General features: G+C 61.1%; 23 protein-coding genes. 9 read left to right on the forward strand and 14 right to left on the reverse strand.

Going from position 1 to position 26,028, the window contains the following annotated elements:
- Positions 1-19 precede the first annotated feature (19 nt).
- Entirely contained in the window at positions 20-769 is a 750-nt protein-coding gene (locus D781_RS20150) for an SDR family oxidoreductase (RefSeq protein WP_015962080.1), read from the reverse strand.
- Positions 770-1,004: 235 nt separating this feature from the next.
- On the opposite strand from D781_RS20150, the gene D781_RS20155 reads away from it, so the two are divergent.
- Entirely contained in the window at positions 1,005-2,009 is a 1,005-nt protein-coding gene (locus D781_RS20155; RefSeq protein ID WP_015962081.1) for a substrate-binding domain-containing protein, read from the forward strand.
- A gap of 35 nt (positions 2,010-2,044) precedes the next feature.
- Here D781_RS20155 and alr read toward each other — a convergent pair whose 3' ends face one another.
- Together alr and dnaB are read right to left on the reverse strand one after the other, a co-directional pair.
- Entirely contained in the window at positions 2,045-3,124 is a 1,080-nt protein-coding gene (gene alr, locus D781_RS20160) for an alanine racemase (RefSeq protein ID WP_015962082.1), read from the reverse strand.
- Between the two features lie 24 nt (positions 3,125-3,148).
- Positions 3,149-4,564: a replicative DNA helicase gene (gene dnaB / locus D781_RS20165; protein ID WP_015962083.1), complete on the reverse strand. Its 1,416-nt coding sequence runs from the start codon at positions 4,562-4,564 to the stop codon at positions 3,149-3,151.
- 238 nt (positions 4,565-4,802) lie between these two features.
- Here dnaB and D781_RS20170 point away from each other — a divergent pair, with 238 nt between their 5' ends.
- Positions 4,803-5,789, forward strand: coding sequence for a quinone oxidoreductase (locus tag D781_RS20170; protein WP_015962084.1), 987 nt, complete (start codon positions 4,803-4,805; stop codon positions 5,787-5,789).
- A 300-nt stretch (positions 5,790-6,089) separates the two neighbouring features.
- On the opposite strand, the gene pspG is transcribed toward D781_RS20170, so the two are convergent.
- A complete protein-coding gene (gene pspG, locus D781_RS20175) occupies positions 6,090-6,308 on the reverse strand; it encodes an envelope stress response protein PspG (protein ID WP_015962085.1) in 219 nt (72 codons plus the stop codon).
- A gap of 162 nt (positions 6,309-6,470) precedes the next feature.
- Complete coding sequence (gene dusA / locus D781_RS20180; protein WP_015962086.1) at positions 6,471-7,517, reverse strand: tRNA dihydrouridine(20/20a) synthase DusA; 1,047 nt, start codon at positions 7,515-7,517, stop codon at positions 6,471-6,473.
- Between the two features lie 209 nt (positions 7,518-7,726).
- Here dusA and zur point away from each other — a divergent pair, with 209 nt between their 5' ends.
- A complete protein-coding gene (gene zur, locus D781_RS20185) occupies positions 7,727-8,236 on the forward strand; it encodes a zinc uptake transcriptional repressor Zur (RefSeq protein ID WP_015962087.1) in 510 nt (169 codons plus the stop codon).
- 23 nt (positions 8,237-8,259) lie between these two features.
- Here zur and dinF read toward each other — a convergent pair whose 3' ends face one another.
- From dinF to D781_RS20200, 3 genes are all read right to left on the reverse strand, one after another.
- Entirely contained in the window at positions 8,260-9,606 is a 1,347-nt protein-coding gene (dinF, locus tag D781_RS20190) for an MATE family efflux transporter DinF (RefSeq protein WP_015962088.1), read from the reverse strand.
- Between the two features lie 93 nt (positions 9,607-9,699).
- The gene (lexA, locus tag D781_RS20195) at positions 9,700-10,308 is read right to left on the reverse strand and encodes a transcriptional repressor LexA (protein WP_015962089.1); all 609 of its coding nucleotides are present in this window, start codon (positions 10,306-10,308) and stop codon (positions 9,700-9,702) included.
- Between the two features lie 108 nt (positions 10,309-10,416).
- Entirely contained in the window at positions 10,417-10,785 is a 369-nt protein-coding gene (locus D781_RS20200) for a diacylglycerol kinase (protein ID WP_015962090.1), read from the reverse strand.
- A gap of 128 nt (positions 10,786-10,913) precedes the next feature.
- Here D781_RS20200 and plsB point away from each other — a divergent pair, with 128 nt between their 5' ends.
- Positions 10,914-13,382: a glycerol-3-phosphate 1-O-acyltransferase PlsB gene (gene plsB / locus D781_RS20205; protein ID WP_015962091.1), complete on the forward strand. Its 2,469-nt coding sequence runs from the start codon at positions 10,914-10,916 to the stop codon at positions 13,380-13,382.
- A 69-nt stretch (positions 13,383-13,451) separates the two neighbouring features.
- Here plsB and ubiA read toward each other — a convergent pair whose 3' ends face one another.
- The 5 genes from ubiA to malK all read right to left on the reverse strand — a co-directional run bounded on the left by ubiA (position 13,452) and on the right by malK (position 18,529).
- Positions 13,452-14,318, reverse strand: a complete 867-nt coding sequence (gene ubiA, locus D781_RS20210; protein ID WP_041411919.1) for a 4-hydroxybenzoate octaprenyltransferase — start codon at positions 14,316-14,318, stop codon at positions 13,452-13,454.
- A 14-nt stretch (positions 14,319-14,332) separates the two neighbouring features.
- Positions 14,333-14,857 carry a chorismate lyase gene (gene ubiC, locus D781_RS20215; RefSeq protein ID WP_015962093.1) on the reverse strand — a complete coding sequence of 175 codons (525 nt, stop codon included), beginning with the start codon at positions 14,855-14,857 and terminating at the stop codon, positions 14,333-14,335.
- Positions 14,858-15,063: 206 nt separating this feature from the next.
- Positions 15,064-15,957 carry a maltose operon protein MalM gene (gene malM / locus D781_RS20220; RefSeq protein WP_015962094.1) on the reverse strand — a complete coding sequence of 298 codons (894 nt, stop codon included), beginning with the start codon at positions 15,955-15,957 and terminating at the stop codon, positions 15,064-15,066.
- A 99-nt stretch (positions 15,958-16,056) separates the two neighbouring features.
- Entirely contained in the window at positions 16,057-17,349 is a 1,293-nt protein-coding gene (locus D781_RS20225; RefSeq protein WP_015962095.1) for a maltoporin, read from the reverse strand.
- Positions 17,350-17,419: 70 nt separating this feature from the next.
- A complete protein-coding gene (gene malK, locus D781_RS20230) occupies positions 17,420-18,529 on the reverse strand; it encodes a maltose/maltodextrin ABC transporter ATP-binding protein MalK (protein ID WP_015962096.1) in 1,110 nt (369 codons plus the stop codon).
- Between the two features lie 404 nt (positions 18,530-18,933).
- On the opposite strand from malK, the gene malE reads away from it, so the two are divergent.
- From malE to malG, 3 genes are read left to right on the forward strand one after another with little or no spacing between them, the layout of a single operon-like run.
- Entirely contained in the window at positions 18,934-20,130 is a 1,197-nt protein-coding gene (gene malE / locus D781_RS20235; protein ID WP_015962097.1) for a maltose/maltodextrin ABC transporter substrate-binding protein MalE, read from the forward strand.
- A 60-nt stretch (positions 20,131-20,190) separates the two neighbouring features.
- On the forward strand, positions 20,191-21,771 hold the full coding sequence (malF, locus tag D781_RS20240; RefSeq protein ID WP_015962098.1) for a maltose ABC transporter permease MalF: 1,581 nt from the start codon (positions 20,191-20,193) through the stop codon (positions 21,769-21,771).
- Positions 21,772-21,782: 11 nt separating this feature from the next.
- Positions 21,783-22,673 carry a maltose ABC transporter permease MalG gene (gene malG / locus D781_RS20245; protein WP_015962099.1) on the forward strand — a complete coding sequence of 297 codons (891 nt, stop codon included), beginning with the start codon at positions 21,783-21,785 and terminating at the stop codon, positions 22,671-22,673.
- A 64-nt stretch (positions 22,674-22,737) separates the two neighbouring features.
- On the opposite strand, the gene psiE is transcribed toward malG, so the two are convergent.
- Positions 22,738-23,145, reverse strand: coding sequence for a phosphate-starvation-inducible protein PsiE (psiE, locus tag D781_RS20250; RefSeq protein WP_015962100.1), 408 nt, complete (start codon positions 23,143-23,145; stop codon positions 22,738-22,740).
- 225 nt (positions 23,146-23,370) lie between these two features.
- On the opposite strand from psiE, the gene D781_RS20255 reads away from it, so the two are divergent.
- Both D781_RS20255 and adhP read left to right on the forward strand, forming a co-directional pair.
- Positions 23,371-24,807: a capsule assembly Wzi family protein gene (locus tag D781_RS20255; RefSeq protein WP_015962101.1), complete on the forward strand. Its 1,437-nt coding sequence runs from the start codon at positions 23,371-23,373 to the stop codon at positions 24,805-24,807.
- A gap of 142 nt (positions 24,808-24,949) precedes the next feature.
- Positions 24,950-25,963, forward strand: coding sequence for an alcohol dehydrogenase AdhP (adhP, locus tag D781_RS20260; protein WP_015962102.1), 1,014 nt, complete (start codon positions 24,950-24,952; stop codon positions 25,961-25,963).
- Positions 25,964-26,028 lie beyond the last annotated feature (65 nt).

Consider the following 26,028-nt stretch of genomic DNA (forward strand, 5'->3'; position numbering starts at 1 on the left):
CCTTTCGCTAAATAGTGGCTCAGAGATCGACGCTGTTCGGCAGAATGACCAGATCGCGCACCGTGACGTTCGGCGAGCGCGTCACCATAAACAGCACCGATTCGGCGACTTCAATCGGCTGCATCAGGCTGCCGTTCGCCAGCGCCTCTTCCATTTTCTCTTTTGGCCAGTCGTCCAGCAGCGAGGTCACCACCGGGCCGGGCAGCACCGCGCCGACGCGTACGCCGTGCTGCGCCACCTGCCGACGGGTGGAGTGGACGAACGCCTGCACGGCGAATTTAGAAGCAGTATAGATGGGTTCCCACACCACCGGCACCACGCCGGCGATAGAGCTGGTGAAAATGATGTCGCCGGACTTCTGCGCAATCAGGTGCGGCAGCACCGCGCGCACGCTGCGAAACGCTGCGCTGGTGTTGAGCTTCAGCACCCGCTCCCACACGTCAGGATCGCCCTCTTCCACCGCGCCGCCGATGTAGGCGCCGGCGTTGGCGTGGAAAATATCCAGCCGCCCGGCCAGTTGCAGGATCTGCGTCAGAATGCCGTCCACCTGCGCGCCGTCCATCAGGTCAACCTGCAGCGGCAGCGCGTGCTCACCCAGTTCGCCGACCACCTCGCGCAGTTTGTCCGCGTCGCGGTCGATCAGCACCACTTTGGCGCCGGCCTGCAGCATGATTTTGGCGCACTCCAGCCCGATACCGGATGCGGCACCCGTGACGGCGGCAACTTTGCCCGCCAGGGAAGTATTCATAGAGAAGACAGAAGCGTTCATCTTATAATCCTTATACCGTTATCAAGTCGCAGAGCGCGCGGCAGCAGCGCGCAGGGCGTGTTTAACACAATGAAAATATTGAGATTCAGCCGTGATACGCGAGTCCGTCGCCCGGCTGCGCCGCCGCGGTGCGCCGTTTGGCGCAGGGTGCGCAACACGTTGCTCAATCGATGAAGCTTAATTATCATCACTCGCGACAATCAGCAAAAGAAATGTGATTAGAGGATTGGGATCTGTGACCGAGATCGGCAAAAACAAGAAAACCACCATCTACGATCTGGCGGCGCTCAGCGGCGTATCCGCCAGCGCGGTCAGTGCGATCCTGAACGGCAGCTGGAAAAAGCGCCGCATCAGCGCCAGCCTGGCGGAAAAGGTGACGCGGATTGCCGAAGAGCAGGGCTACGCGGTCAACCGGCAGGCCAGCCTACTGCGCAGCGCACGCTCCAAAACCATCGGCATGATCGTGCCGAAGTACGATAACCGCTATTTCGGCTCGATCGTCGAGAAATTCGAGGAGATGGCGCGCGAACGCGGCCTGTTCCCGGTGATTACCTGCACCCGGCGCGATCCGGCGCTGGAAGCGGAGGCCGCCAAAACCATGCTCTCCTGGCAGGTCGACTGCATGATCGTCACCGGCGCCACCGATCCGGACAAAATCGCCGAGATCTGCGCCAATGCGGGCGTGCCGGCGCTGAATCTGGACCTGCCCGGCAGCCGCGCGCCGTCGGTGATTTCCGCCAACTTTGACGGCGCCCGCGCCCTGACCCGCCGGCTGCTGCACAACAACCCGGCGAACGCCCCGCTGCTGTTTATCGGCGGCCGCGGCAGCGATCACAATACCCGGGAGCGCCTACGGGGCTTTCTGGCCGCGCATCAGGAAGCCGGCCTGACGGTGCCGGAAACGCATATTTTGCTGTGCGGCTATCGGGCGGAGAAGGCGGAAGCGGCGCTGGCGGACTATTTTCACCGCAGCGGCGACGCGCAGAGCGGGTTTTTCGTCAACTCCACCATTTCGCTGGAAGGCGTAGTCCGCTTTCTCAGCGGCCAGGGCATGCTGCGCGGGGAGCCGCGGCGGGCGATCGGCTGTTTTGACTGGGATCCGTTCGTCGCCATGCTGGGTGACGAGATCATGATGGTGAAACAGGATGTCGGCGCGATGATGACGGAGGTGTTCCGCCAGGTGGAGAGCGGCATCAGCGGCACCGCGCTGACGGAGATCCCGGTGCAGCTGATGGCGTGAACAGCCTCCCGCTCAGACAGCCTGAGCGGGACGGCTCAGTCGCCGATATACTCCATCGCCACGCGCTGGGTCAGCTTGGTGATCAGCTCATAGGCGCTGATGCCGGTTGCGGCGGCGACGCGTTCCACCGGCAGTTCGGCGCCCCACAGTATCGCCTCGTCGCCCACTTTATCCCCGGCATTCGGCCCCAGATCGACGGAGATCATATCCATCGACACCCGGCCGACGATCGGCACTTCACGGCCGTTCAGCCAGATCGGCGTGCCGCTCGGCGCGCTGCGCGGGTAGCCGTCGCCGTACCCCATCGCCACCACGCCCAGGCGGGTATCGCGCTCGCTGACCCAGCTGCCGCCGTAGCCGACCGGCTCGCCGGCCCGGTGCTCGCGCACCGCAATCAGGCTGGATTTCAGCGTCATCGCCGGCCGCAGATCGAACGCGCTGGCATCGCGGGTTTCCAGCGGCGAGACGCCGTACAGGATAATCCCCGGCCGCACCCATTCGTTATGCGCATCCGGCCACAGCAACGTGCCGCCGGAGGCGGCGATGGAACGCTGCCCCGGCTTGCCGCGGGCAAACTGTTCAAAACAGGTGATCTGCCGCAGCGTCGCGTCGGACTCCGGCTCATCCGCCCGGCTGAAATGGCTGATAATATTTACCGGCTGCGCCACGTTGCGGCAGGCGCACAGGCGCTGGTAAAACGCTTCCGCCTGCTCCGGGCGCACGCCCAGACGGTGCATGCCGGTATCGAGTTTCATCCACACCGTCACCGGGTGCGGCAGAGCCGCCTGCTCCAGCGCTTCAAGCTGTTCGATGCTGTGTACCGCGGTTTCGAGATGATTTGCCGCCAGAACCGGCAAATCGTCCGCGCAGAAGAAGCCTTCCAGCAGCAGGATCGGTTTAACGATGCCGCCGGAGCGCAGCATCAGCGCCTCGCCGATGCGCGCGACGCCGTAGCCATCGGCGTCTTGCAGGGTGTGGGCCGTTTCCAGCAGGCCATGTCCATAAGCGTTTGCTTTGACAACCGCAATCAGGCGGCTGTTCGGCGCCTGACGGCGTACCTGTTGCAGGTTGTGTCGCAGAGCGCGGCGGTCGATGACAGCGGTTGCCGCTTTCATTTCAGTTCCTTGGCTGAGTATTAATTATTCGTCGTCGTATTGCGGGCCGGCGTAGTTGTCAAAGCGCGACCACTGGCCGTTAAAGGTCAGGCGTACCGTACCGATCGGGCCGTTACGCTGCTTACCAATAATAATTTCGGCGATCCCTTTCAGATCGCTGTTCTCGTGGTACACCTCATCACGGTAGATAAACATGATAAGGTCGGCATCCTGCTCGATGGAGCCGGATTCACGCAGGTCGGAGTTGACCGGGCGTTTGTCGGCGCGCTGCTCCAGAGAGCGGTTCAGCTGCGACAGCGCCACCACCGGCACCTGCAGTTCCTTCGCCAGCGCCTTCAGCGAGCGCGAGATTTCGGCGATTTCCAGCGTTCGGTTGTCCGACAGCGACGGCACGCGCATCAGCTGCAGGTAGTCGATCATGATCAGGCTCAGGCCGTCATTTTCACGGAAAATACGGCGGGCGCGCGAGCGCACCTCGGTCGGCGTCAGGCCGGAGGAGTCGTCGATATACATATTGCGCTTCTCCAGCAGGATGCCCATGGTGCTGGAAATGCGCGCCCAGTCCTCATCGTCCAACTGGCCGGTACGGATGCGAGTCTGGTCGACGCGCGACAGCGAGGCCAGCATACGCATCATGATCTGCTCGCCGGGCATCTCCAGGCTGAAGATCAGCACCGGTTTGTCCTGCAGCATCGCGGCGTTTTCACACAGGTTCATCGCAAAGGTGGTTTTACCCATCGACGGACGCGCCGCCACGATGATCAGATCCGATCGCTGCAGGCCGGCGGTTTTCTTGTTCAGATCCTGATAGCCGGTGTCCACCCCGGTGACGCCGTCGTGCGGCGTCTGGTACAGCGATTCAATACGGGATACGGTGGCTTCCAGGATCTGGTCGACGCTTTTCGGTCCTTCATCCTTATTGGCGCGGTTTTCCGCAATCTGGAACACCCGCGATTCCGCCAGGTCGAGCAGGTCTTCGCTGGTGCGCCCCTGCGGATCGTAACCGGCGTCGGCGATCTCATTGGCCACCGCGATCATCTCGCGCACCACCGCGCGTTCGCGCACGATATCGGCATAGGCGCCGATGTTGGCGGCGCTCGGCGTGTTCTTCGCCAGCTCGGCCAGATAGGCGAAGCCGCCGACGGAATCCAGCTCATCCCGCTGTTCCAGCGATTCGGACAGGGTGATCAGGTCAATCGGCTTGCTCATTTCCAGCAGGCGCTGCATCTCGGTAAAGATCAAGCGGTGCGGACGGCTGAAGAAGTCGTTGGCGACCACGCGTTCCGCCACGTTGTCCCAGCGCTCGTTATCCAGCATTAAACCGCCCAACACGGACTGTTCCGCCTCCAGCGAATGCGGCGGCATCTTCAGCCCTTCCATTTGGCGATCGCGCGGTGCCTGCGCCTCGTTAGATTTGTTGGTGGGTTTCTTTCCTGCCATAGTGGGGACGCATTACCTGTTATGAAGTGACAACGCGGCAGTATATACCCTAAATAATTCCAGTTACAGGCGGGCGGCAAGGGAAGAAATCCCGATGGGCTGACTCAGGCCGGTGATTCGGCTGACTGAGCGCAGCCAACGCCCGCTGTAACCTGAAGTATGACGGCTATACATTAATGACCCATAACGATGTCCTAACATTAGGATCTAACGGCGACAGTGCACACGAGGAGGAGCCATGGCCAAGCGCATTCAGTTTTCCGCCACCGGTGGAGCGGAAGTTTTACAATTCGTTGATTTTACACCGCGCGATCCGGCCGCCGGCGAGGTACAGATTGAAAACCGGGCCATCGGCATCAACTACATTGATACCTATGTGCGCAGCGGTTTATACGCGCCGCCGTCGCTGCCGAGCGGGCTGGGCACCGAAGCGGCGGGCGTGGTGAGCAAAGTCGGCGCCGGCGTCAGCGCGCTGAAGCCGGGCGACCGCGTGGTGTATGCGCAGGCGCCGCTGGGCGCCTACAGCGAAGTGCATAACGTGCCGGAAGAGAAAGTGGCGCTGCTGCCGTCCAACATCAGTTTCGAACAGGGCGCGGCCTCCTTCCTCAAGGGGCTGACCGTCCACTATCTGCTGCGGCAGACCTATAACCTGCAGCCGGGGGAAACCTTCCTGTTCCACGCCGCCGCCGGCGGCGTCGGGCTGATTGCCTGCCAATGGGCGAAGGCGCTGGGCGCCAGACTGATCGGCAGCGTCGGCTCGGCGGAAAAAGCGGCGCTGGCGCAGCAGGCCGGCGCCTGGGCGACCATCAACTATCAGCAGGAAGATATTGCCGAGCGCGTGGCGGCGCTGACCAACGGCGAGAAGGTCAGCGTGGTGTATGATTCGGTCGGCAAGAGCACCTGGCAGGCTTCGCTTAACTGCCTGAAGCGCCGCGGCCTGATGGTCAGCTTCGGCAACGCCTCCGGGCCGGTAACCGGCGTCGATTTGGCGCTGCTGAATCAGAAAGGTTCGCTGTATGTCACCCGCCCTTCCCTCAACGGCTACATCACCAACCGCGCCGAGCTGGAATACGCCAGCAACGAGCTGTTTGCGCTGATTGGCAGCGGCGCCATCAAGGTGGAAGTGAACGACGAGCAAAAATTTGCGCTGGCTGACGCGCAGCGCGCGCACCAGCGGTTGGAAAGCCGCCAGACCAGCGGCTCCAGCCTGCTGATCCCCGGCTGATAACAGAAAAGGGCTCCTGACGGAGCCCTTTCTGATACTGCGTTTTGTAGGGTAGAGCAGAGTCCGCCCGGGACAGAGGTTGCTGTTGCAACACGATTATTATTAAGGCTGCCCCGTACGGTGATGAAATTGTCAGCATCACTTCACTGCTACGGCGCACATCCTAGCAGCCGCCAAACGCAAAAAGAACGTTAAACGCGTCGCTACGGCGTTTTATCGCTCAAGGTGTGATCTCTGCCGCATTCACTCTCTTGTTTGTTACGGCATTTTCATCATGACTGACTGATTAATCAGCAAAAATCAATAGCGCCGTATCTGCGGTTTTTGCAGCGAGCGATATATCCATACGCCAACCACCGCCAGAATCAGCCACGGCAACAGCTTAATCACCATCGCAAACAGGCCGCCCAGCAGCATAAAGGCGGCGGCGACAAACAACGCGGCCAGCACGCCAAGCAGCGACACGCCGGTGACCAGCAACATCAGCACAAAGCCGATAAAAAAGAAAATTTCTAACATGATAAGGAAGCTCCTCGGTAAAACAGGCATCTGCCAGCATTATTACAAGAAGCGTGCCAACCTTGGCGGTGTCGGCAACCCGTTGAAATACAATGAAAGCTGCGCCGCAGGGAGCGGCACAGCTGGCGAGAATAGCTAACAGTTAGCGTAAAAAGCGGCGAATTACGCCACTTCGCTGCGCGGCTGGCGCACCAGGCTCAGCGCCTGCTCCACCACGCGCACGTCGGCGCCCGCCTTGTGGGCGTTTTCACTCAGATGGCGTCGCCACTGGCGCGCCCCCGGGATCCCCTGGAACAGGCCCAGAATATGGCGGGTGATATGGCCCAGGTAGGTGCCGTTCGCCAGTTCGCGTTCGATATACGGATACAGCGCCTCGACCACCTCCACGCTGTTGCGCACCGCCGCCTGCGAACCAAACAGCTCGCGGTCCACCTGCGCCAGAATCCCCGGATTCTGGTAGGCTTCACGCCCCATCATCACGCCGTCGACGTGCTGCAGGTGCTGCTGCGCCTCGGCCAGGGATTTGACGCCGCCGTTAATGGCGATGGTCAGCGCCGGGAAATCGCGCTTGAGCTGGTAGACGCGCGGATAGTCCAGCGGCGGTACTTCGCGGTTCTCTTTCGGGCTCAGGCCGGAGAGCCAGGCTTTGCGCGCGTGGATGATAAACATCTCGCACTCGCCGCGGCCGGAAACGGTGTCGATAAAGTCGCACAGGAAGGCGTAGCTGTCCTGGTCATCGATGCCGATACGGGTTTTTACCGTGACCGGAATCGACACCGCGTCGCGCATCGCCTTGATGCAATCCGCCACCAGCGCGGCCTGTCCCATCAGGCAGGCGCCGAACATGCCGTTCTGCACCCGGTCGGACGGGCAGCCGACGTTCAGGTTGATCTCATCGTAGCCGCGCTGCTCCGCCAGTTTGGCGCAGTGCGCCAGCGCCGCCGGATCGCTGCCGCCCAGCTGCAGCGCCAGCGGGTGTTCCTGTTCGCTGTACGCCAGATAGTCCCCTTTGCCGTGAATAATCGCGCCGGTGGTGACCATTTCGGTATACAGCAGCGTCTCTTTGCTCAGCAGGCGGTGGAAATAACGGCAATGACGATCGGTCCAGTCGAGCATCGGCGCGATGGAAAAGCGGCTGGCGTTAAACGGCCGTTCAGCGCCGTTTGAGCCGGCATGCGGAGTGTGTTCTGGTTTTAACGAATCGGTCATTGCGGTATCTATTCAGCATCAGGCGGACAAAAAAGTAATCGCTGATTATAACGTAAACCGCCGCCGAGGCGAAACCACCGCGCCGTCCGGCACTATCCCGCTGAAAAACGGCCATTTTTGTGGCCGAAGCGACAAGAAAAACCACCGGCTATCGGTGATTTGCCGCAGACATGGTAAAATCGCATTTTTAACGTACCGGGATATTCGCCATGAACCCAACCAACCAGGAAAAGCTGCTCGCGCAGGCAGAACGACTCTGCCAGCAACGCAATGTGCGCCTGACGCCGCAACGGCTGGAAGTGTTACGCCTGATGGCGCAACAGCCCGGTGCGATCAGCGCTTACGATCTGCTCGACCTGCTGCGCGTCGTGGAACCGCAAGCCAAACCGCCGACGGTCTATCGCGCGCTGGATTTTCTGCTGGAACAGGGCTTTATCCACCGCGTGGAGTCGGCCAACAGCTACGTGCTGTGCCACCACTTCGAGAAGCCGATGCACACCTCGGCGCTGTTTATCTGTGACCGCTGCGGCCAGGTCACCGAGCGCCCGACGGAAGGCGTGGAAGAGACGCTGCAGAAGCTGGCGCAGGAATCCGGCTTTGCGCTGCGCCACAGCGTGGTGGAAGCGCACGGCCTGTGCGCCGGCTGCGTGGAGGTGGAAGCCTGCGACAGCCAGCATGACTGCGACCACGACCACAGCATCGTGGTGAAAAAGAAGTAACCCGCCCAGCGGCTTAACGCGCGTTAAGCCGCCTTTCCCTGCGTAAACCAGGTGCCGTTGATCCGGTGCCGGTGCCAGATCCAGCCGAGCGATACGCCGCGCAGCCCCAGAAAGACGCACAGCGCTAGCCATAACCCATGGTTGCCCAGCAGCGGCAAACTCAACAGCGTCAGGCCGTAGCCCGCCGCCGCCACCGCCATGCTGTTACGCATCTCGGCGCCGCGCGTCGCACCGATAAACATGCCGTCCAGCAGGTAGCACCAGACGCCAACCAGCGGCAGCACCACCTGCCACGGCAGATAGTCGGCCGCCAGCGCGCGCAGCTCCGGCAGGGAGGTCAGCATATTAACGATCTGCTGCCCCGCACAGGCGTACACCAGCGCAAAACCCAGCGCCACCAGACAGGACTGACGACAGGCGGCGCGCCACACCAGACGCAGCTGGCTGTCGTCGCGCGCGCCGTAGGCATGGCCGGAGTGCGCCTCAACCGCATAGGCGAAGCCATCCAGCGCGTAGGCGGTAAAGGTCAGCAGATTCATCAGCACCGCGTTGACCGCCACCACCTCGCTGCCCAACCGGGCGGCGAAAATGGTCAGCGAAGCGAAGCACAGCTGCAGCAGCAGAGAGCGCAGCATGATATCGCGGTTGAGCGCCAGCAAGCGGCGTACGTTGCCGCGCCAGGCGTGGCGCAGCATCGGCGGCGAAATACCGCGCATGCGCATCACGCGCCAGCTAAGCCACAGCCCGAGCAGCAGGGTGGCATATTCCGACAGCGCGGTGGCCGTAGCCGCGCCCTGCACGTTCCAGCCCAGCCCCATCACCAGCCACAGATCCAGCACGATATTCAGCAGGTTGCCGACAATCAGCAGGATCACCGGCGCGCGCACGTACTGCACGCCCAGCAGCCAGCCCAGCAGCACCATGTTCGCCAGCGCCGCCGGCGCGCTGAGCCAGCGGATTTCCAGAAACGCCCGCGCCTGCGTCAGCACCTCGCCGTCACCGCCGACGATCTGCAGCGCGAGGTCGATCAGCGGATGGCGCAGCAGCACAATCGCCAGCCCGGCCAGCAGCGCCAGCAGCAGCGGCTGCATAAAGGCGCGCGCCAGCGCCTGCGGGTTCTGCGCTCCGAGCGCCTGCGCCGTCAGCCCGGTGGTGCTCATACGCAGGAACAGCAGCAGCATAAACAGGAAGCTGGTGACCATCGCCCCCACCGCCACGCCGCCCAGATAGACCGGGCTGTCGAGGTGACCGATCACTGCGGTATCCACCAGCCCCAGCAGCGGCACGGTAATGTTGGAGAAGATCATCGGCAGCGCCAAACGCCACAAGGCTTTATCCGTGTCGCTGGTCAAGGAGGCAAACAGGCGCATAGTCATATGTTCCCGTAGCTGAAAAGAGGAGTCAGATAAGAAATAACATCGCCCCGGACGTGGCCGGGGCGATTAAACGCGGGGGAATGCGGTTTAGATCCAGTCACCGTTGCGGATAACGCCGACGGCCAGCCCTTCAATGGTGAAGTTCTGCTCGCGCAGGTCAACCTTGATCGGCGTGAACTCGCTGTTTTCCGGCAGCAGCTCAACCATATTGCCGTTGCGCTTCAAACGCTTCACCGTCACTTCGTCTTCGATGCGCGCCACCACCACCTGACCGTTGCGCACGTCCTGCGTTTTATGCACCGCCAGCAGGTCGCCGTCCAGAATGCCGATATCACGCATCGACATGCCGTTAACCCGCAGCAAGAAATCCGCGTTTGGTTTAAACAGCGACGGATCCACCTTGTAGTGCCCTTCGATATGCTGCTGCGCCAGCAGCGGTTCGCCGGCGGCGACCCGGCCGATCAGCGGCAGGCCGTCTTCGTCTTCCATCAGCAGGCGGATGCCGCGCGAGGCGCCGGAGACGATTTCGATCACGCCCTTGCGGGCCAGCGCCTTCAGGTGTTCTTCGGCGGCGTTCGGCGAGCGGAACCCCAGACGCAATGCGATCTCGGCGCGCGTTGGCGGCATGCCGGTTTGCGAAATATGCTCGCGAATCAGATCGTAGACCTCTTGCTGTCTGGTAGTTAGTGCTTTCATTCCGCCCCCTGTTTGTTTATACAGTCTTGCTGTGAGTATATACAGGTGAACGCGGATTGGGAACCGGAGAATGAATAAAAATCAGGGATTAGCGTGCCGCTGCGCAAATCAGGCGAAATGCCGCCACAGCAGCGTTACCCAGACCAGCAGCGCCAGGATAATGCTCAGCGACACCGCCGCCGACCCCATATCCTTGGCGCGGCCGGACAGCTCGTGGAAGTCGGTGCCGACGCGGTCGACAATCGCCTCAATGGCGCTGTTGAGCACCTCGACAATCAGCACCAGCAGCACCGAGCCAATCAGTAAAATGCGCGCCACGGCGTCGACGTCCAGCCACAGCGCCACAATGACCGCAACCACCGCCGCCACCGACTCTTGGCGGAACGCCGCCTCATTACGCCATGCCGCCGTTAATCCTTTATATGAATAACCCGCCGCTTTGATGATGCGGGTCAAGCCGGTCGTCTGATTTGCCATTTTGCTGTGTGCCTTTTACAAGAGGTAAGTCATAATTTTAACGGTTTGGGGGTCTTTAACACCACAGATCTGTCACCCGCTTTCTGGTATGCTTGCGGCGCATTGCTAACAAGAGGCTTCACATAGTTATGTCAGGTTGGCGTAAAATTTATTATAAATTATTGAATCTACCACTCAAACTGCTGGTAAGAAGCAAAGCTATCCCCGCAGATCCGGTCACGGAGCTGGGGCTCGATCCCTCACGACCGATTTTGTACGTTTTACCTTACCATTCCAAGGCGGATTTGCTGACGCTGCGCACCCAGTGCCTGGCACAGGATCTGCCCGACCCGCTCGACCCGCTGGAGATCGACGGGGCGGTATTGCCAAGCTACGTGTTTATTCACGACGGCCCGCGCGTCTTCCGCTATTACACCCCGAAGGAAGAGTCGGTAAAACTGTTCCACGACTATCTGGACCTGCACCGCAATAACCCGGGGCTGGATATCCAGATGCTGCCGGCGTCGGTGATGTTCGGCCGCTCTCCGGGACGTGAAGGCCAGGGCACCCCGCACCTGCGCCTGCTGAACGGCGTGCAGAAATTCTTCGCCATTTTGTGGCTGGGACGCGACAGCTTCGTGCGCTTCTCCAACACCGTGTCGCTGCGCAAGATGGCGACCGAGCACGGCACCGATAAAATTATCGCGCAGAAGCTGGCGCGCGTCGCGCGCATGCACTTCTCACGCCAGCGTCTGGCGGCGGTAGGCCCGAGCCTGCCGGCGCGGCAGGATCTGTTCAATAAACTGCTGGCCTCCAAGGCGATTGAAAAAGCGGTGGAAGACGAAGCGCGCAGCAAGAAGATCTCCCACGAGAAGGCGCAGCAAAACGCCATCGCGCTGATGGAAGAGATCGCCGCCGACTTCTCCTATGAAACCGTCCGCCTGTCGGACCGCGTGCTGAGCTGGACCTGGAACCGGCTGTATCAGGGCATCAACGTCACCAACGCCGAGCGCGTGCGTCAGCTGGCGCAGGACGGCCACGAAATCGTCTACGTGCCCTGCCACCGCAGCCATATGGACTATCTGCTGCTGTCCTACGTGCTGTATCACCAGGGCCTGGTGCCGCCGCATATCGCCGCCGGCATCAACCTGAACTTCTGGCCGGCCGGGCCGATTTTCCGCCGGCTGGGGGCGTTCTTTATCCGCCGCACCTTCAAGGGCAACAAGCTCTACTCCACGGTGTTCCGCGAATACCTCGGCGAGCTGTTTACCCGCGGCTACTCGGTGGAGTACTTCGTCGAAGGCGGCCGTTCGCGCACCGGGCGTCTGTTGGAGCCGAAAACCGGCACCCTGTCGATGACCATTCAGGCGATGCTGCGCGGCGGCACCCGGCCGATCACCCTGGTGCCGATCTACATCGGCTACGAGCACGTGATGGAAGTGGGCACCTACGCCAAAGAGCTGCGCGGCGCGACCAAAGAGAAAGAGAACCTGCTGCAGATGATGCGCGGCCTGCGCAAGCTGCGCAATCTGGGCCAGGGCTATGTCAACTTCGGCGAACCGCTGCCGCTGACCGCCTACCTGAACCAGCACGTGCCGCAGTGGCGCGAGTCCATCGACCCGATCGAAGCGCAGCGCCCGAGCTGGCTGACGCCGACGGTGAACGATCTGGCCGGCAAGATCATGGTGCGCATCAACAACGCCGCCGCCGCCAACGCCATGAACCTGTGTTCAACCGCGCTGCTGGCCTCGCGCCAGCGTTCGCTGACCCGCGAGCAGCTGATCGAGCAGCTGGACTGCTACCTGCAGCTGATGCGCAACGCGCCGTACGCCGACGACGTGACGGTGCCGGACCATACGCCGGGCGAGCTGCTGGACCACGCGCTCAATATGGATAAGTTCGAGGTGGAGCAGGACAATATCGGCGATATCATCATTCTGCCGCGCGAGCAGGCGGTGCTGATGACCTATTACCGTAATAACATTCACCACCTGCTGGTGCTACCGTCGCTGATCGCCAGCATTGTGATGCATCACCGCCACGTCTCGCGCGCCGAACTGCTGCGCCAGATCGGCCTGATTTATCCGATGCTGAAGGCCGAGCTGTTCCTGCACTACGACAAGGAACAGCTGCCGGAGGTGCTGCAAACGCTAACCGACGAAATGGCGCGTCAGGCGCTGATTTGCGTCAACGGCGACGAGCTGTCGCTCAACGCCGGGCGCATCCGTCCGCTGCAGCTGTTGGCGGCCGGCGTGCGCGAAACCCTGCAGCGCTACGCTATCACCATGTCGATCCTCAGCGCCAACCCGAGCATCAACCGCGGCGCGCTGGAAAAAGAGAGCCGGATTATGGCCCAGCGCCTGTCGGTGCTGCACGGCATCAACGCGCCGGAGTTCTTCGACAAGGCGGTGTTCTCCACCCTGGTGGCGACGCTGCGTGAAGAGGGCTATATCAACGATATCGGCGATGCGATCCGCGAGCACACCATGGAGGTTTACACCATGCTGAGCGACCTGATCACCCCGGAGATCAAGCTGACGATTGAAAGCGTCAGCACGCCGGCGGAGCCTGAAGCGCTGCCGGCCAAGGCGGAAGCAGACGGCAACAGCGCCGGATAACCCGCCCGCCATAACGAAAAAGGCACCCATCAATCGGGTGCCTTTTTTATGCGCGTTGCCGCCGCCTCATCAGATAAAGCTCAGCGCCACGCCGATAAACACCACCAGCCCCACGTAGTTGTTGTGCAGGAAGGCGCGGAAACAGGCGTCGCGGTCGCGCCCGGCGATCTGCTGTTGCTGATGAATAAACAGCGCCCCCGCCAGCAGCAGCGACCAGTAAAACGCCCCGCCCAGCTGCGACAGATAGCCAATCCATAACAGCAGCAGCAGCGTGGCGAACTGCAGCAGGCCGACAATCAGCTTGTCGAAGCGGCCGAACAGCACCGCGGTGGACTTCACGCCGATCTTCAGATCGTCGTCACGGTCCACCATCGCGTACAGCGTGTCGTACGCCACCGTCCAGCAGATGTTCGCCAGCAGCAGCAGCCAGCAGCTCAGCGGCAGCGACTCGCTCACCGCGGCATAGGCCATCGGGATGCCCCAGCCGAAGGCCGCGCCCAGCACCAGCTGCGGCAGATTCGTCACCCGCTTCATAAACGGATAGATCCACGCCAGCGCCAGCCCGGCCAGCGACAGGGCGATGGTCATGGTATTGAGCGTCAGCACCAGCGCAAAAGAGAGCAGCACCAGCACCACAAACACCACCTTCGCCTCTTTCTCCGAGACCCGGCCGCTGGGCAGCGGACGGTTGGCGGTGCGTTTCACATGGCCGTCGAAGGCGCGATCGGCAAAGTCATTCACCACGCAGCCCGCTGCGCGCATCAAAAAGACGCCCAGCACAAACACCAGCAAAATAGGGAACGACGGCACGCCTTCGCCCGCCAGCCACAGCGCCCATAGCGTCGGCCACAGCAGCAGCAGCGTGCCAATGGGTTTATCAATGCGCATCAGGTGGCAATAGGCCCGCCACTTACTTTGGCTCATACTTCCTTCCAAGTTTGCTTTCCCCCTCAGGCCGGTGCGCTGCCGTCCGCCTGATACAGCGGCGCAGCGGGTAAAAACAGTTCGGTCAGCAGCAGCGGTTTGCCCGCCAGGCGCAGGCGGGAACGGCGCGCCCACTGCTGCTCCTGTCTGCCGACCACGATATAGTCGCGGGTCAGCGCATCGCTGCTGAACAGGTAACGCCCCAGCGGCACGGTGCCCAGATCCACCAGCGCCTGATCGGGGCCGGTCAGGGTTTCCAACGGGATCACCGTTCTGCCGAGCAGCCAGGGCTGGTCGTCACCCAACAGCACAATCTCGCGCAGCCAGTAACGCTGGCTCTCCGGCAGGTGATCCGCCTCTTCGCCCAGCTCCTCGCGGCTGACAAAGCCCTCGCGCTGCGGTTCAACCCGCACGCAGCGGCAGTGCTGCTCGAAACGCCGGGTCATCGATCCCAGCTCCATCAGCCAGTCGTTGATCGCGGCGGGTACGGGAGGATGTTGCTCGGTGAGCCATTCCAGCGGGGGCAAAATGGATTCGCTATTGCCTGGCATTGTTCTACTCCAACGGTCGGCAACATACGTCAACAACGTACATCATCGACACTACAAACGGTTAACAGGCGGCCATTGTAACGCAGAAAATTAAAAGCGGCAGAATGATTCGTGGTATCCCGCCGGCGGGAGAACGCGCCGCCGCCAAACGAAAAAAGGTGCGCCGCAGCGCACCAATCATCGAGCCAGCATCGGCAGCGTGGGGATTACCCCTTGCCTTTCACACTGCTGATAAAGGTGTTACGCGCAGTGGTGGAACCCAATTTTTCCGCTTCATTCATCAGTTTCAGCGCTTTATCGATATCTCCCGCCTTCACCGCCTGTCTGATGCCGTTATTGAAGTAACTTTCGGTGTCGTTCAGCATCGGCTCCGCCGGTGTTGACGGCGCCACGCTGGCCGGCTGCGGCTGCGCCCCGACCGTAACCGGCGGCGTGCTCGGCGCGCTCGGCAGCATGCCGATCATGATATTGCCGCTGCCCTGCTCGGCGCTGACCTTCAGCTTCAGCTGGCCGCCGGCGGTATGGCGGGCGACAGGATCGGGAATATCCGGCACCGCGTTGCCGACGCCGCGCGCATAGGCCTTCGCCGGATTGGTCAGTTGCGTGGTTTTACCCAAGTCCTGCCGCGTGGTGTACACCAGCAGATAGATCTGTTTTTGCCCCAGCGCCGGCGTCAGCTTCATGGTGCCCTCCAGCCGGTCCGCCGACATTACGCCCGGCGGCTGGTACGGAAAATAGCTGCTGGGGTAGTAGGCTGCCGGACGCCGCTGCTCGTCCAGCACCAGCACGCTCGGCGCATACAGCGTATTATCCCGGGCGATGCTGCTCAGGGTAATCTCCAGCGAGCCGCGATCGGCCGGCAGCGTATACGCCGCCACCGCGCCCTGGATATCGCCCTGGTGAATCTGCGGGCTGGCCTCATTCAGCGTCACCTGCTGCGTCGCAGGCGGCACCAGCGGCTGCCAGGGCAGATTTTGCAGCGTGGCGGCGCTCACCGCCGGCGCGACGGCGACATCGGCGGGCGTAGCCGCTTTGGCAATCGGCGACAGGCTGACGGCCAGCGCGGCGGACAGATAAAATGACAACAGCGTTTTGTTCATTGTTATATCCCCATACTTTCCGGCGGTCGGCAGGCAAGCGCCGCGCCGCCGGTAATCAGAGAGGGGAAGAGGCGGCAGCCCCTTCCCCACGTACGCTCATTACCACCAGATTTCCATCTGCGCGCCGAAGGTGACTTCATCGTCGTTGCCGCGGCTGAAGGTGTGCGCGCTGCTGTCGCGGTAGGCGGTGCCGGAGGTGTAAGCCGCGCCGGAATCGTCGGTGGCGTAGCCCCATTTCTCATCCCACTTGGCATAGGTGGCGAACAGGCGGATCGCCGGACGCGACCAGATGCTGTCGCCCGCCTGCCACTGCTGCGCCAGGGTAATCTTGTACTGACTGTTGCGGTCGCCGGTGCGCTGGGATTTCACGTTGTCGTAGCCCGCTTCCAGCAGGGTGCTCATGATCGGCGTCCATTTGTACATCGGCCGCACGCCCACGGTGTACCAGGTGCTGCCGTTGTCGTTATCGCGGTCGACGTCCTGATACATCGCCACATACATCAGCGCCCATTTATCGTTAAAGTCGATGGCACCGTGATCCAGCACGCGGAACATATTGCCGTTGTTGTTAACCGAAGAGCCTTCGTTGCGGCCGTTATTCTGCGAGCTCATGGCGTCGGATGCGTACTGCACGACAAACTTGTTGTAGCCGTTCAGGATGCTCTGGGTATGCTCGGCGGTGAACATCCAGCCGTCCTTCGACGCGCCGTCCGCCAGGTGGTAGCCGTCCTGCACGTTGGCGCGGCCGTAGTCCACCCCTAACTCCAGCGTACCGCCGGGGTTGGTTTCCAGCCCGGCCAGCCGCACGTCAAACACGTCGTTAACCGTCGGACGCTCATCCCACTCGTTATACAGATAGCCGTAAGATCCGCCGGATTCGCCGTTGCGGGTCACCGCCATCGACAGTTTGCCGAAGCCCAGATCGACGTTTTCCAGACCGGCGCCCGGGCCGGAGATATCCCAGTAGTAGAAGTCGATCATATGGACGTCGTGACGCTGATAGAAGCGCTTACCGGCCCACAGGGTGGAGCCGGGCAGCCATTCAATCAGGTTTTTACCCTGCACGTTCACTTCACGAAAGCCCGGCGTGGTGTCTTCCCAGTCGCTGCGCTGCGACACCGAATAGGCCAGGTTGGTATCGAAGTAGAAGCTTTTATCGCCGTCTTTCCACACTTCCTGCCCCAGCTTCAGCTCGGCATAGGTTTCACATTCGTTGCCAAGGCGGTATTTACTGCCGGCGCCGGTGGCCTGGAAGCATTGCTGCTCCCCGCCGCTGCCGCTCCAGCCGATGCCGGAACGGGCGTAGCCTTTAAAATCGACCGCCATTGCCTGCGTGGTCAGCACGCCGGCGGCGACAGCCAACGCCAGAGGAAGTTTGCGCAGAGTAGTCATCATTATTCTCCTGTTATACAGACCGGCGCCCGCAGCGACCACGCGCGGGACAGGCCGGGGGCGTGGCGCTTTAAACGCCCGGCTCGCGATAGCGGCGCTGGCAGGCGGTTCCGTCCTCACGGAACAGGTGGCAGCGCTGTAGCGGCAAGCCGATGGCGAATGTGGCGCCTTCTTCTACCAGCACCACGTCGTTCTGGCGGTAAACCAGGTTCTGACGAATTGCCGGGATTTGGATATGAATCTGCGTTTCGTGGCCGAGCTGCTCCACCACCTGCACCTCGCCGCTGAGCTGCACGTCGCTCTCGCCGCTCGGCAGCAGGTGTTCCGGCCGAATGCCGAGCGACATATTGGCGCCGACCTCCACCCGCTCGCCGTCCACCGGCAGCCAGACCCACTGCCGGTTAGGCAGCTCAACCTGCACCTGCTGCGGCTCCACCGCGGTGACTTTCACCGGCAGGAAGTTCATCTTCGGCGAGCCGATAAAGCCGGCGACGAAGCGGTTGGCCGGATAGTGGTACAGCTCCAGCGGCCTGCCGACCTGCGCCACGCGCCCGGCGTCCAGCACCACGATTTTGTCCGCCAGCGTCATCGCCTCGACCTGATCGTGAGTGACGTAAATCATGGTGCGCCGCAGGCGCTTGTGCAGGCGGGAGATCTCAATGCGCATCTGCACCCGCAGCGCGGCGTCGAGGTTGGACAGCGGCTCATCAAGCAGGAAAACCTCCGGCTCCGCCACCAGCGTGCGGCCGATCGCCACCCGCTGCCGCTGGCCGCCGGACAGCGCCTTTGGCCGCCGATCCAGCAAATGCGCCAGCTGCAGCACTTCCGCAACCTGGTTGACCCGCTGGCCGATCTGCCCCTTGTTCGCGCCGGCCAGCTTCAGGCCGAACGACATGTTGTCCGCCACCGACAGGTGCGGATACAGCGCATAAGACTGAAACACCATGCCGATGCCGCGCTCCGACGGCGGCACCTCGTTCATCCGCCGCTCGCCGATCAGCAGATCGCCGGAGGTGATGTCCTCCAGCCCGGCAATCATGCGCAGCAGCGTCGATTTGCCGCAGCCCGACGGCCCGACAAACACCACAAATTCGCCGTCGTCGATGGTCAGGTTGACGTCCCTGGAGATCACGGCCTCGCCAAAGGCCTTATAAACGCTGCGCAGTGTGACGCTAGCCATGCGTAACTCCCCTGCTTTCGCAGTTACTGTGCCGGGTGAAAATGACGAAGCGAGCTCCGTCCCCCCGCGCCGTGCGGGATGTTCCCGGCTAATCAAAGTCATGCAGCGATGGTGGGCGAATCACCGCCGCGGGTAATCATCCGCAACCGGATTTTTCATGGGGGAGGAGGCGGGAGGATGAGGAAAGCAACGCGGGGAGGAGCCGCGGCGCGGGTCAGACAAATCTGTGATCTATTTGGCAAAAACGGCCGGCATTTTTTGTGTCTGAGGCCACAGAATGGAACGTAGTGTTAACTGGATCACATAACTCAGCCGTGGGGCGTAGAGCGCAGGAGGATGAGCGGCACGCCGGTTGTGGCCCACTATTTGCCAACTTACCGCAGTGCCTACAGAAGGATTGGACTATGACTCGTACTATGACTACCGCCGCCCGCACGCTGGTGCTGTCGGCGCTGACGACGTTGGCGCTTTCATCCTCGGCGTTCGCCAAAATCGAAGAAGGCAAACTGGTCATCTGGATCAACGGCGATAAAGGCTATAACGGCCTGGCCGAGGTCGGCAAAAAATTTGAGCAGGACACCGGCATCAAGGTCACCGTCGAACACCCTGACAAGCTGGAAGAAAAATACCCGCAGGTGGCGGCGACCGGCGACGGCCCGGACATTATCTTCTGGGCGCACGACCGTTTCGGCGGCTATGCGCAGTCCGGCCTGCTGGCGGAGATCCACCCTTCCAAAGCGCTGCAGGACAAGATCTTCCCGTTCACCTGGGATGCGGTGCGCTACGACGGCAAACTGATCGGTTACCCGATCGCCGTGGAAGCGCTGTCGCTGATTTATAACAAAGACCTGATCAAACAGCCGCCGAAAACCTGGGAAGAGATCCCGGCGCTGGATAAGCAGCTGCGTGCCAAAGGCAAGAGCGCCATCATGTGGAACCTGCAGGAGCCCTACTTCACCTGGCCGGTGATTGCCGCCGACGGCGGCTATGCCTTTAAGCAGCTTAACGGCAAATATGATCTGAAAGACGTCGGCGTCGATAACGCCGGGTCGCGGGCCGGCCTGCAGTTTATCGTCGATCTGGTGAAGAACAAGCACATCAACGCCGATACCGATTACTCGATCGCCGAAGCCGCCTTTAACAAGGGGCAGACCGCGATGACCATCAACGGTCCGTGGGCCTGGAGCAATATCGACCAGAGCAAAATCAACTATGGCGTCGCCGTGCTGCCGACCTTCAAAGGCAAGCCGTCGAAGGCGTTCGTCGGCGTGCTGACCGCCGGCATCAACGCCGCCAGCCCGAATAAAGAACTGGCGACCGAGTTCCTGGAAAACTATCTGCTGACCGACCAGGGGCTGGCGGACGTCAACAAAGACAAACCGCTGGGCGCGGTGGCGCTGAAGTCCTTCCAGCAGCAGCTGGCGCAGGATGAAAAAATCGCCGCCACCATGCAGAACTCGCAGAACGGCGAAATCATGCCGAATATTCCGCAGATGAGCGCCTTCTGGTATGCGATGCGCAGCGCCGTGCTCAACACCATCAGCGGCCGCCAGACGGTGGACGCCGCGCTGAAAGACGCCCAGACCCGCATCAATAAATAAGCCCGGCCTCCCTCTCCCCGCGGGAGAGGGAGTAGGTTACGTAGACTGAGGGAACACCCTATGCAATTCGCCCACGCCGGCTTGCCGACGCGCCAGAAATCGAAGTGGTGGCAGCATGACGGGCTGAAATGGCTGACGATCGGCCTGTTCAGCCTGATTAGCTGCTATCTGATTGTGTTGATGTATGCACAGGGGGAATATCTTTTCGCCATTATGACGCTGATCCTGGTCAGCGCCGGCCTGTATATTTTCGCCAACCGCCGCGCTTATGCCTGGCGCTACGTCTATCCCGGTATCGCCGGCATGGGGCTGTTTGTCCTGTTTCCGCTGATTTGCACCATCGCCATCGCCTTTACCAACTACAGCAGCACCAACCAGCTCACCTTTGAGCGCGCGCAGTCGGTGCTGATGCAGCGCCAGTTCCAAACCGGCAAAACCTTTACCTTCGGCCTCTATCCGACGGCCGACCGGCAGTGGCAGCTGCTGCTGACGCACCCGGACAGCGGCGAGTCACTGCTTTCCGCCCCCTTCAGCCTGAATAACGGCGGTGCGCCGCAGCAGGTGACGCTGACGGCCGACGCCACCGCGCCCGCCGGCGAACGCGCTACGCTGCGCGTGATTACCCAGCACCGTCAGGCGTTAAGCCAACTCTCCGCCCAACTGCCGGACGGCGGCATACTGCGCATGAGTTCGCTGCGCCAGTTCTCCGGCACCGGCCCGCTGTACACGCTGGCCGACGACGGCAAAACGCTGACCAACAACCAGACCCAGGTGCAGTACCGGCCAAACGACAACACCGGCTTCTATCAGGCGGTAAACGCCGACGGCCAGTGGGGACAGGAAACTCTCAGCCCGGGCTATACCGTGGTCAGCGGCTGGAAAAACTTCCTGCGGGTGGCGCAGGATGAAGGCATCAAGCAACCGTTTATTTCGATCTTTGTCTGGACCCTGGTGTTTTCGCTGCTGTCAGTGGCGCTGACCGTCGCGGTGGGCATGGTGCTGGCCTGCGTAGTGCAGTGGGAGGCGCTGAAGGGCAAGGCGGTTTACCGTGTACTGCTGATCCTGCCCTACGCCGTGCCGTCGTTTATTTCCATCCTGATCTTCAAGGGGTTGTTCAACCAGAGCTTCGGCGAAATCAACATGATGCTCAGCACGCTGTTCGGCATCAAGCCGGCCTGGTTCAGCGATCCGCTAACCGCCAAGAGCATGATCCTGATCGTCAACACCTGGCTCGGCTACCCCTACATGATGATCCTGTGCATGGGCCTGCTCAAGGCGATCCCGGACGATCTGTATGAAGCCTCGGCGCTTGACGGCGCCGGGCCGCTGCAGAACTTTTTCCGCATCACCTTCCCGCTGCTGATCAAACCGCTGACGCCGCTGATGATCGCCAGCTTCGCCTTCAACTTTAACAACTTCGTGCTGATCCAGCTGCTGACCAACGGCGGCCCGGACATGATCGGCACCACCACGCCGGCCGGCTATACCGACCTGCTGGTCAGCTATACCTACCGCATCGCCTTTGAAGGCGGCGGCGGGCAGGACTTCGGGCTGGCGGCCGCCATCGCCACGCTGATTTTCCTGTTGGTCGGCGCGCTGGCGATCCTGAATCTGAAAGCCAGCAAAATGAACTTTGATTAGGGAGAACACCCATGGCTATGGTCCAACCAAAATCCCAGCGTCTGCGCCTGTGGCTGACCCATCTGGCAATGCTGTGCTTTATCGCCCTGATCATGTTTCCGCTGCTGATGGTGGTGGCGATTTCACTGCGCGCCGGCAACTTCGCCACCGGCAGCCTGATCCCGGATCAGGTCTCCTTCGACCACTGGCGGCTGGCGCTGGGCCTGAGCGTCACCCACGCCGACGGCAGCGTCACGCCGCCGCCCTTCCCGGTGCTGCTGTGGCTGTGGAACTCGGTAAAGGTGGCGGCGATCACCGCCATCGGCATCGTTACGCTGTCCACCACCTGCGCCTATGCCTTTGCGCGCCTGCGCTTTCGCGGCAAAAGCGCCCTGCTGAAAAGCATGCTGATTTTTCAGATGTTCCCGGCGGTGCTGTCGCTGGTCGCCCTGTACGCGCTGTTTGACCGGCTGGGCCAATACCTGCCGTTTATCGGCCTCAATACCCACGGCGGCGTGATTTTCGCCTATATGGGCGGCATCGCCCTGCACGTCTGGACCATCAAGGGCTACTTCGAAACCATCGACAATTCGCTCGAGGAGGCGGCGGCGCTGGACGGTGCGACGCCGTGGCAGGCCTTCCGCCTGGTGCTGCTGCCGCTGTCGGTGCCGATTCTGGCGGTGGTGTTTATTCTGTCGTTTATTGCCGCCATCACCGAAGTGCCGGTCGCCTCGCTGCTGCTACGCGATGTGAACAGTTACACGCTGGCGGTGGGCATGCAGCAGTACCTGAATCCGCAGAACTATCTGTGGGGGGATTTTGCCGCGGCGGCGGTGCTGTCGGCGATTCCGATCACCGCCGTGTTCCTGCTGGCGCAGCGCTGGCTGGTAGGCGGGCTGACCGCCGGCGGGGTAAAGGGATAACGCAAGAGGATTCACGCTGTGCCTGTGTCTTTGGCGTCCCTGACGGGACGCCTTTTTTAGGCCGCTATTCGCGCTTGAGCCGATCGGTATTGGCCAGATACAACGTCACCACCAGCAGCAGAATCGCGCCGGCATAAATCAAGGTATCAAAGGGATTCTTATGATCGACGATAATCAGCCGGATAATCGCGGTAATGCCGATATAGATAAAGTAGCGCAGCGGGAAGTGGTAGCCCGACTCAAAATATTTAACAATCAAGGCAATAAATTCAAAGTACAGGAAGTAGATCACAATGCCTTCAATCAGCAGATACGATGAAGACTCCTCGTTGTTGATAAATAACACCTTCGCCAGATGTATGGTTTCCTTCACCAGGAACACCACCAGGATCGCCGCCAGCAGCAGCAGCCCGACGTTCAGTACCCGCTGTAAGCCTTTAGCGATTGCTATCGACCGCGACGTCTTTGCCATATTTCTCTCCAACCTAAACCCCAAAAGAATGAACCGCATCTAAATATAGGTATTATCTTAAAAATTGCCCCAATGCTACCACGCAATATAAGTCCATAAATAACAATAAATTACAACAGACTCTCGCCGTTGGATATATTTGTAGCAAATTGAAATGTCATCTATCATGGGGCACAGAACTTTACATAAAATCTACAATTCCCTGACTCAGGAAAGGAACTTTTTATGCGCGCTAAACTCAATGGACTGGTCGCCGCAGGCTTGTTTACCTGTGCCTTGACCAGCCACGCCAGCGGTCTGGTCACCCCTGATAACGATCTGCGCAACGATCTGGCCTGGCTGTCCGATCGCGGCGTGATCAACGTCAGTCTGTCCACCTGGCCGCTCAGCCAGGAAGAGATCAACTCCGTTCTGTCGCAGGCCAAACCGGTCACCAATACCGAAAAGAACGTGATTGACCGCGTTCAGCGCCGCGTCGGCGAACTGAAAGCCAATATCCGCATCAGCGGCTACGCCTCCACCGATAAACCCGGCACCCCGCAGGGCTTCGGCCAGAATGAGTATGCGGACGATCGCCTGACCGTCGGCGTCGGCGGCAGCGGCGAATACTGGGATGTGCGTCTGCAAGGTTCCGTGGAAGGCGACCAGCGCGTCAGCGACGGCTCCAACTTCAATATGCAGGGTTCTTACGGCGCGCTGAAAGTGTGGAACCAGTGGATCTCCTTCGGTGAAGTCTCTCAATGGTGGGGCCCGGGCTACGACGGCAGCCTGATCCGTTCCGACGCCGCGCGTCCGGTGACCGGCTTTATGATGCAGCGCGCCGACCAGTCGCCGTTTGAAACCCCGTGGCTGTCCTGGATTGGCCGTTGGCAGTACCAGATTACCGCCGGCCAGCTCTCCCAATACACTTCAGTACCGCACACCAAGCTGATTGGCGGGCGTTTCACTATGATGCCGACCGACTTTGTCGAGCTGGGCGCCTCCCGCGTGATGCAGTGGGGCGGCAAAGGACGTCCTCAGTCCTGGAGCTCATTCTGGGACGGCTTTACCGGTAAAGATAACGATGACTCCGGCAGCGGCAACGATCCGGGTAACCAGCTGGCAGGCTTCGACTTCAAACTGAAAATGCAGCCGCTGATCGGCCTGCCGGTCAGCCTGTACGGTCAGTTGATCGGTGAAGATGAAGCCGGCCTGCTGCCGTCGAAAAATACCTACCTGCTGGGCCTGGAAGGCCACCCTGAGTGGGGCCCGAACACCATCAACTGGTATATCGAAGGCGCCGACACCCGCGCAGACCGCGATCGTAAAGGCTATGTATACAACCACTATACCTACCGCGGCGGTTACTACCAGCAGGGTTACCCGCTGGGCCACGCGATGGGCGGCGACGGTCAGATGCTGTCCGGCCGCGTAGAGCTGGTGTTGGACGACGGCCAGCGCTGGAGCACCCGTTTGGTGTACGCCAAAGTTAACCCGCTGAATATGTCGATCAACCAGGCCTTCCCGCGTTCGGATACGCTGAAAGGCGTGCAGCTGGGCTGGGGTTATGACTTCGATTCGCAGGTGAAATTCGATACCAGCCTGTGGTACACCGATAACAACAACAGCACCGCAGACGACGTTGGCGCCGGCATCAGCCTGGAAGTGCCAATCAACCTGTAAGCGTCGATCTTCTCCGCGTTATCCTGCCGGCCGGTGTCTCACCGACCGGCATTTTTTTATCCCGCTTTCTTTCGCCCTGCCTCCGGCTGCCGCGCCGATTCTGCGCTATCTTTTAAATTTGCGATCGTTCAGGAGGCTCAAAATGAAAGCTGCGGTTGTTAATCAGGATCACTCGGTCGGCATCGTGGATAAACAGCTGCGCCCGCTGGAGCACGGCGAGGCGCTGCTCAGCATGGAGTGCTGCGGCGTCTGCCATACCGATCTGCACGTCAAAAACGGTGATTTCGGCGACAAGACCGGCGTTATCCTCGGGCATGAAGGCATCGGTGTGGTAAAAGCGGTCGGCCCCGGCGTCAGTTCGCTGAAGGTTGGCGACCGCGCCAGCGTCGCCTGGTTTTACCAGGGCTGCGGGCACTGTGAATACTGCAACAGCGGCAATGAAACCCTGTGCCGCGCGGTGAAGAACGCCGGCTACAGCGTGGACGGCGGGATGGCGGAAGAGTGCATCGTGGTGGCCGACTATGCGGTAAAAGTGCCGGACGGGCTGGATCCGGCGGCCGCCAGCAGCATTACCTGCGCCGGCGTCACCACCTACAAGGCGGTGAAAATATCGGGCATTGCGCCCGGCCAGTGGATCGCCATTTACGGCCTGGGCGGCCTCGGCAACCTGGCGCTGCAGTATGCGAAAAACGTCTTTAACGCCAAGGTGATCGCCATTGACGTCAATGACGCCCAACTGACATTCGCCAGCGAAATGGGCGCCGATCTGGTGATTAACTCCCGCACGGAAGACGCGGCGCAGATTATCCAGGATAAGGTTCAGGGCGCGCACGCCGCGGTGGTCACCGCGGTCGCCAAAGCGGCGTTTAACTCGGCGGTGGACGCCATGCGCGCCGGCGGCCGCATCGTCGCCGTCGGGCTGCCGCCGGAGTCGATGAGCCTGAATATTCCACGGCTGGTACTGGACGGTATCCAGGTGGTCGGCTCGCTGGTCGGCACCCGCGAAGATTTAAAAGAGGCGTTTCAGTTTGCCGCCGAGGGCAAGGTGGTGCCCACCGTGACCAAGCGTCCGGTAGAGGATATCAACGCCATTTTCCAGGAGATGGAACAGGGCAAGATTAAAGGCCGCATGGTGATCGACTTCCAGTCCCGCTGAGTGCGGCAAGCAAGAAAAAACCCGCCGCGGCGGGTTTTTTTATCATTAACCGCAGCCGGTGCGCC

This window comes from Serratia sp. FGI94 (assembly GCF_000330865.1).
Lineage (GTDB): Bacteria > Pseudomonadota > Gammaproteobacteria > Enterobacterales > Enterobacteriaceae > Serratia_B > Serratia_B rubidaea.

Excerpts from the sequence above, each read along its gene's own strand:
- dinF (WP_015962088.1), bottom strand. The coding sequence starts at position 9,606 with ATGCGCCTGTTTGCCTCCTTGACCAGCGACACGGATAAAGCCTTGTGG.
- D781_RS20225 (WP_015962095.1), bottom strand. The coding sequence starts at position 17,349 with ATGACTACTCTGCGCAAACTTCCTCTGGCGTTGGCTGTCGCCGCCGGC.
- alr (WP_015962082.1), bottom strand. The coding sequence starts at position 3,124 with ATGAAAGCGGCAACCGCTGTCATCGACCGCCGCGCTCTGCGACACAAC.
- malK (WP_015962096.1), bottom strand. The coding sequence starts at position 18,529 with ATGGCTAGCGTCACACTGCGCAGCGTTTATAAGGCCTTTGGCGAGGCC.
- dusA (WP_015962086.1), bottom strand. The coding sequence starts at position 7,517 with ATGACCGATTCGTTAAAACCAGAACACACTCCGCATGCCGGCTCAAAC.
- pspG (WP_015962085.1), bottom strand. The coding sequence starts at position 6,308 with ATGTTAGAAATTTTCTTTTTTATCGGCTTTGTGCTGATGTTGCTGGTC.
- malM (WP_015962094.1), bottom strand. The coding sequence starts at position 15,957 with ATGAACAAAACGCTGTTGTCATTTTATCTGTCCGCCGCGCTGGCCGTC.
- ubiC (WP_015962093.1), bottom strand. The coding sequence starts at position 14,857 with ATGCCAGGCAATAGCGAATCCATTTTGCCCCCGCTGGAATGGCTCACC.
- D781_RS20170 (WP_015962084.1), top strand. The coding sequence starts at position 4,803 with ATGGCCAAGCGCATTCAGTTTTCCGCCACCGGTGGAGCGGAAGTTTTA.
- psiE (WP_015962100.1), bottom strand. The coding sequence starts at position 23,145 with ATGGCAAAGACGTCGCGGTCGATAGCAATCGCTAAAGGCTTACAGCGG.
- zur (WP_015962087.1), top strand. The coding sequence starts at position 7,727 with ATGAACCCAACCAACCAGGAAAAGCTGCTCGCGCAGGCAGAACGACTC.
- D781_RS20200 (WP_015962090.1), bottom strand. The coding sequence starts at position 10,785 with ATGGCAAATCAGACGACCGGCTTGACCCGCATCATCAAAGCGGCGGGT.
- D781_RS20255 (WP_015962101.1), top strand. The coding sequence starts at position 23,371 with ATGCGCGCTAAACTCAATGGACTGGTCGCCGCAGGCTTGTTTACCTGT.
- adhP (WP_015962102.1), top strand. The coding sequence starts at position 24,950 with ATGAAAGCTGCGGTTGTTAATCAGGATCACTCGGTCGGCATCGTGGAT.
- dnaB (WP_015962083.1), bottom strand. The coding sequence starts at position 4,564 with ATGGCAGGAAAGAAACCCACCAACAAATCTAACGAGGCGCAGGCACCG.
- plsB (WP_015962091.1), top strand. The coding sequence starts at position 10,914 with ATGTCAGGTTGGCGTAAAATTTATTATAAATTATTGAATCTACCACTC.
- D781_RS20150 (WP_015962080.1), bottom strand. The coding sequence starts at position 769 with ATGAACGCTTCTGTCTTCTCTATGAATACTTCCCTGGCGGGCAAAGTT.
- malF (WP_015962098.1), top strand. The coding sequence starts at position 20,191 with ATGCAATTCGCCCACGCCGGCTTGCCGACGCGCCAGAAATCGAAGTGG.
- malE (WP_015962097.1), top strand. The coding sequence starts at position 18,934 with ATGACTCGTACTATGACTACCGCCGCCCGCACGCTGGTGCTGTCGGCG.
- lexA (WP_015962089.1), bottom strand. The coding sequence starts at position 10,308 with ATGAAAGCACTAACTACCAGACAGCAAGAGGTCTACGATCTGATTCGC.
- malG (WP_015962099.1), top strand. The coding sequence starts at position 21,783 with ATGGCTATGGTCCAACCAAAATCCCAGCGTCTGCGCCTGTGGCTGACC.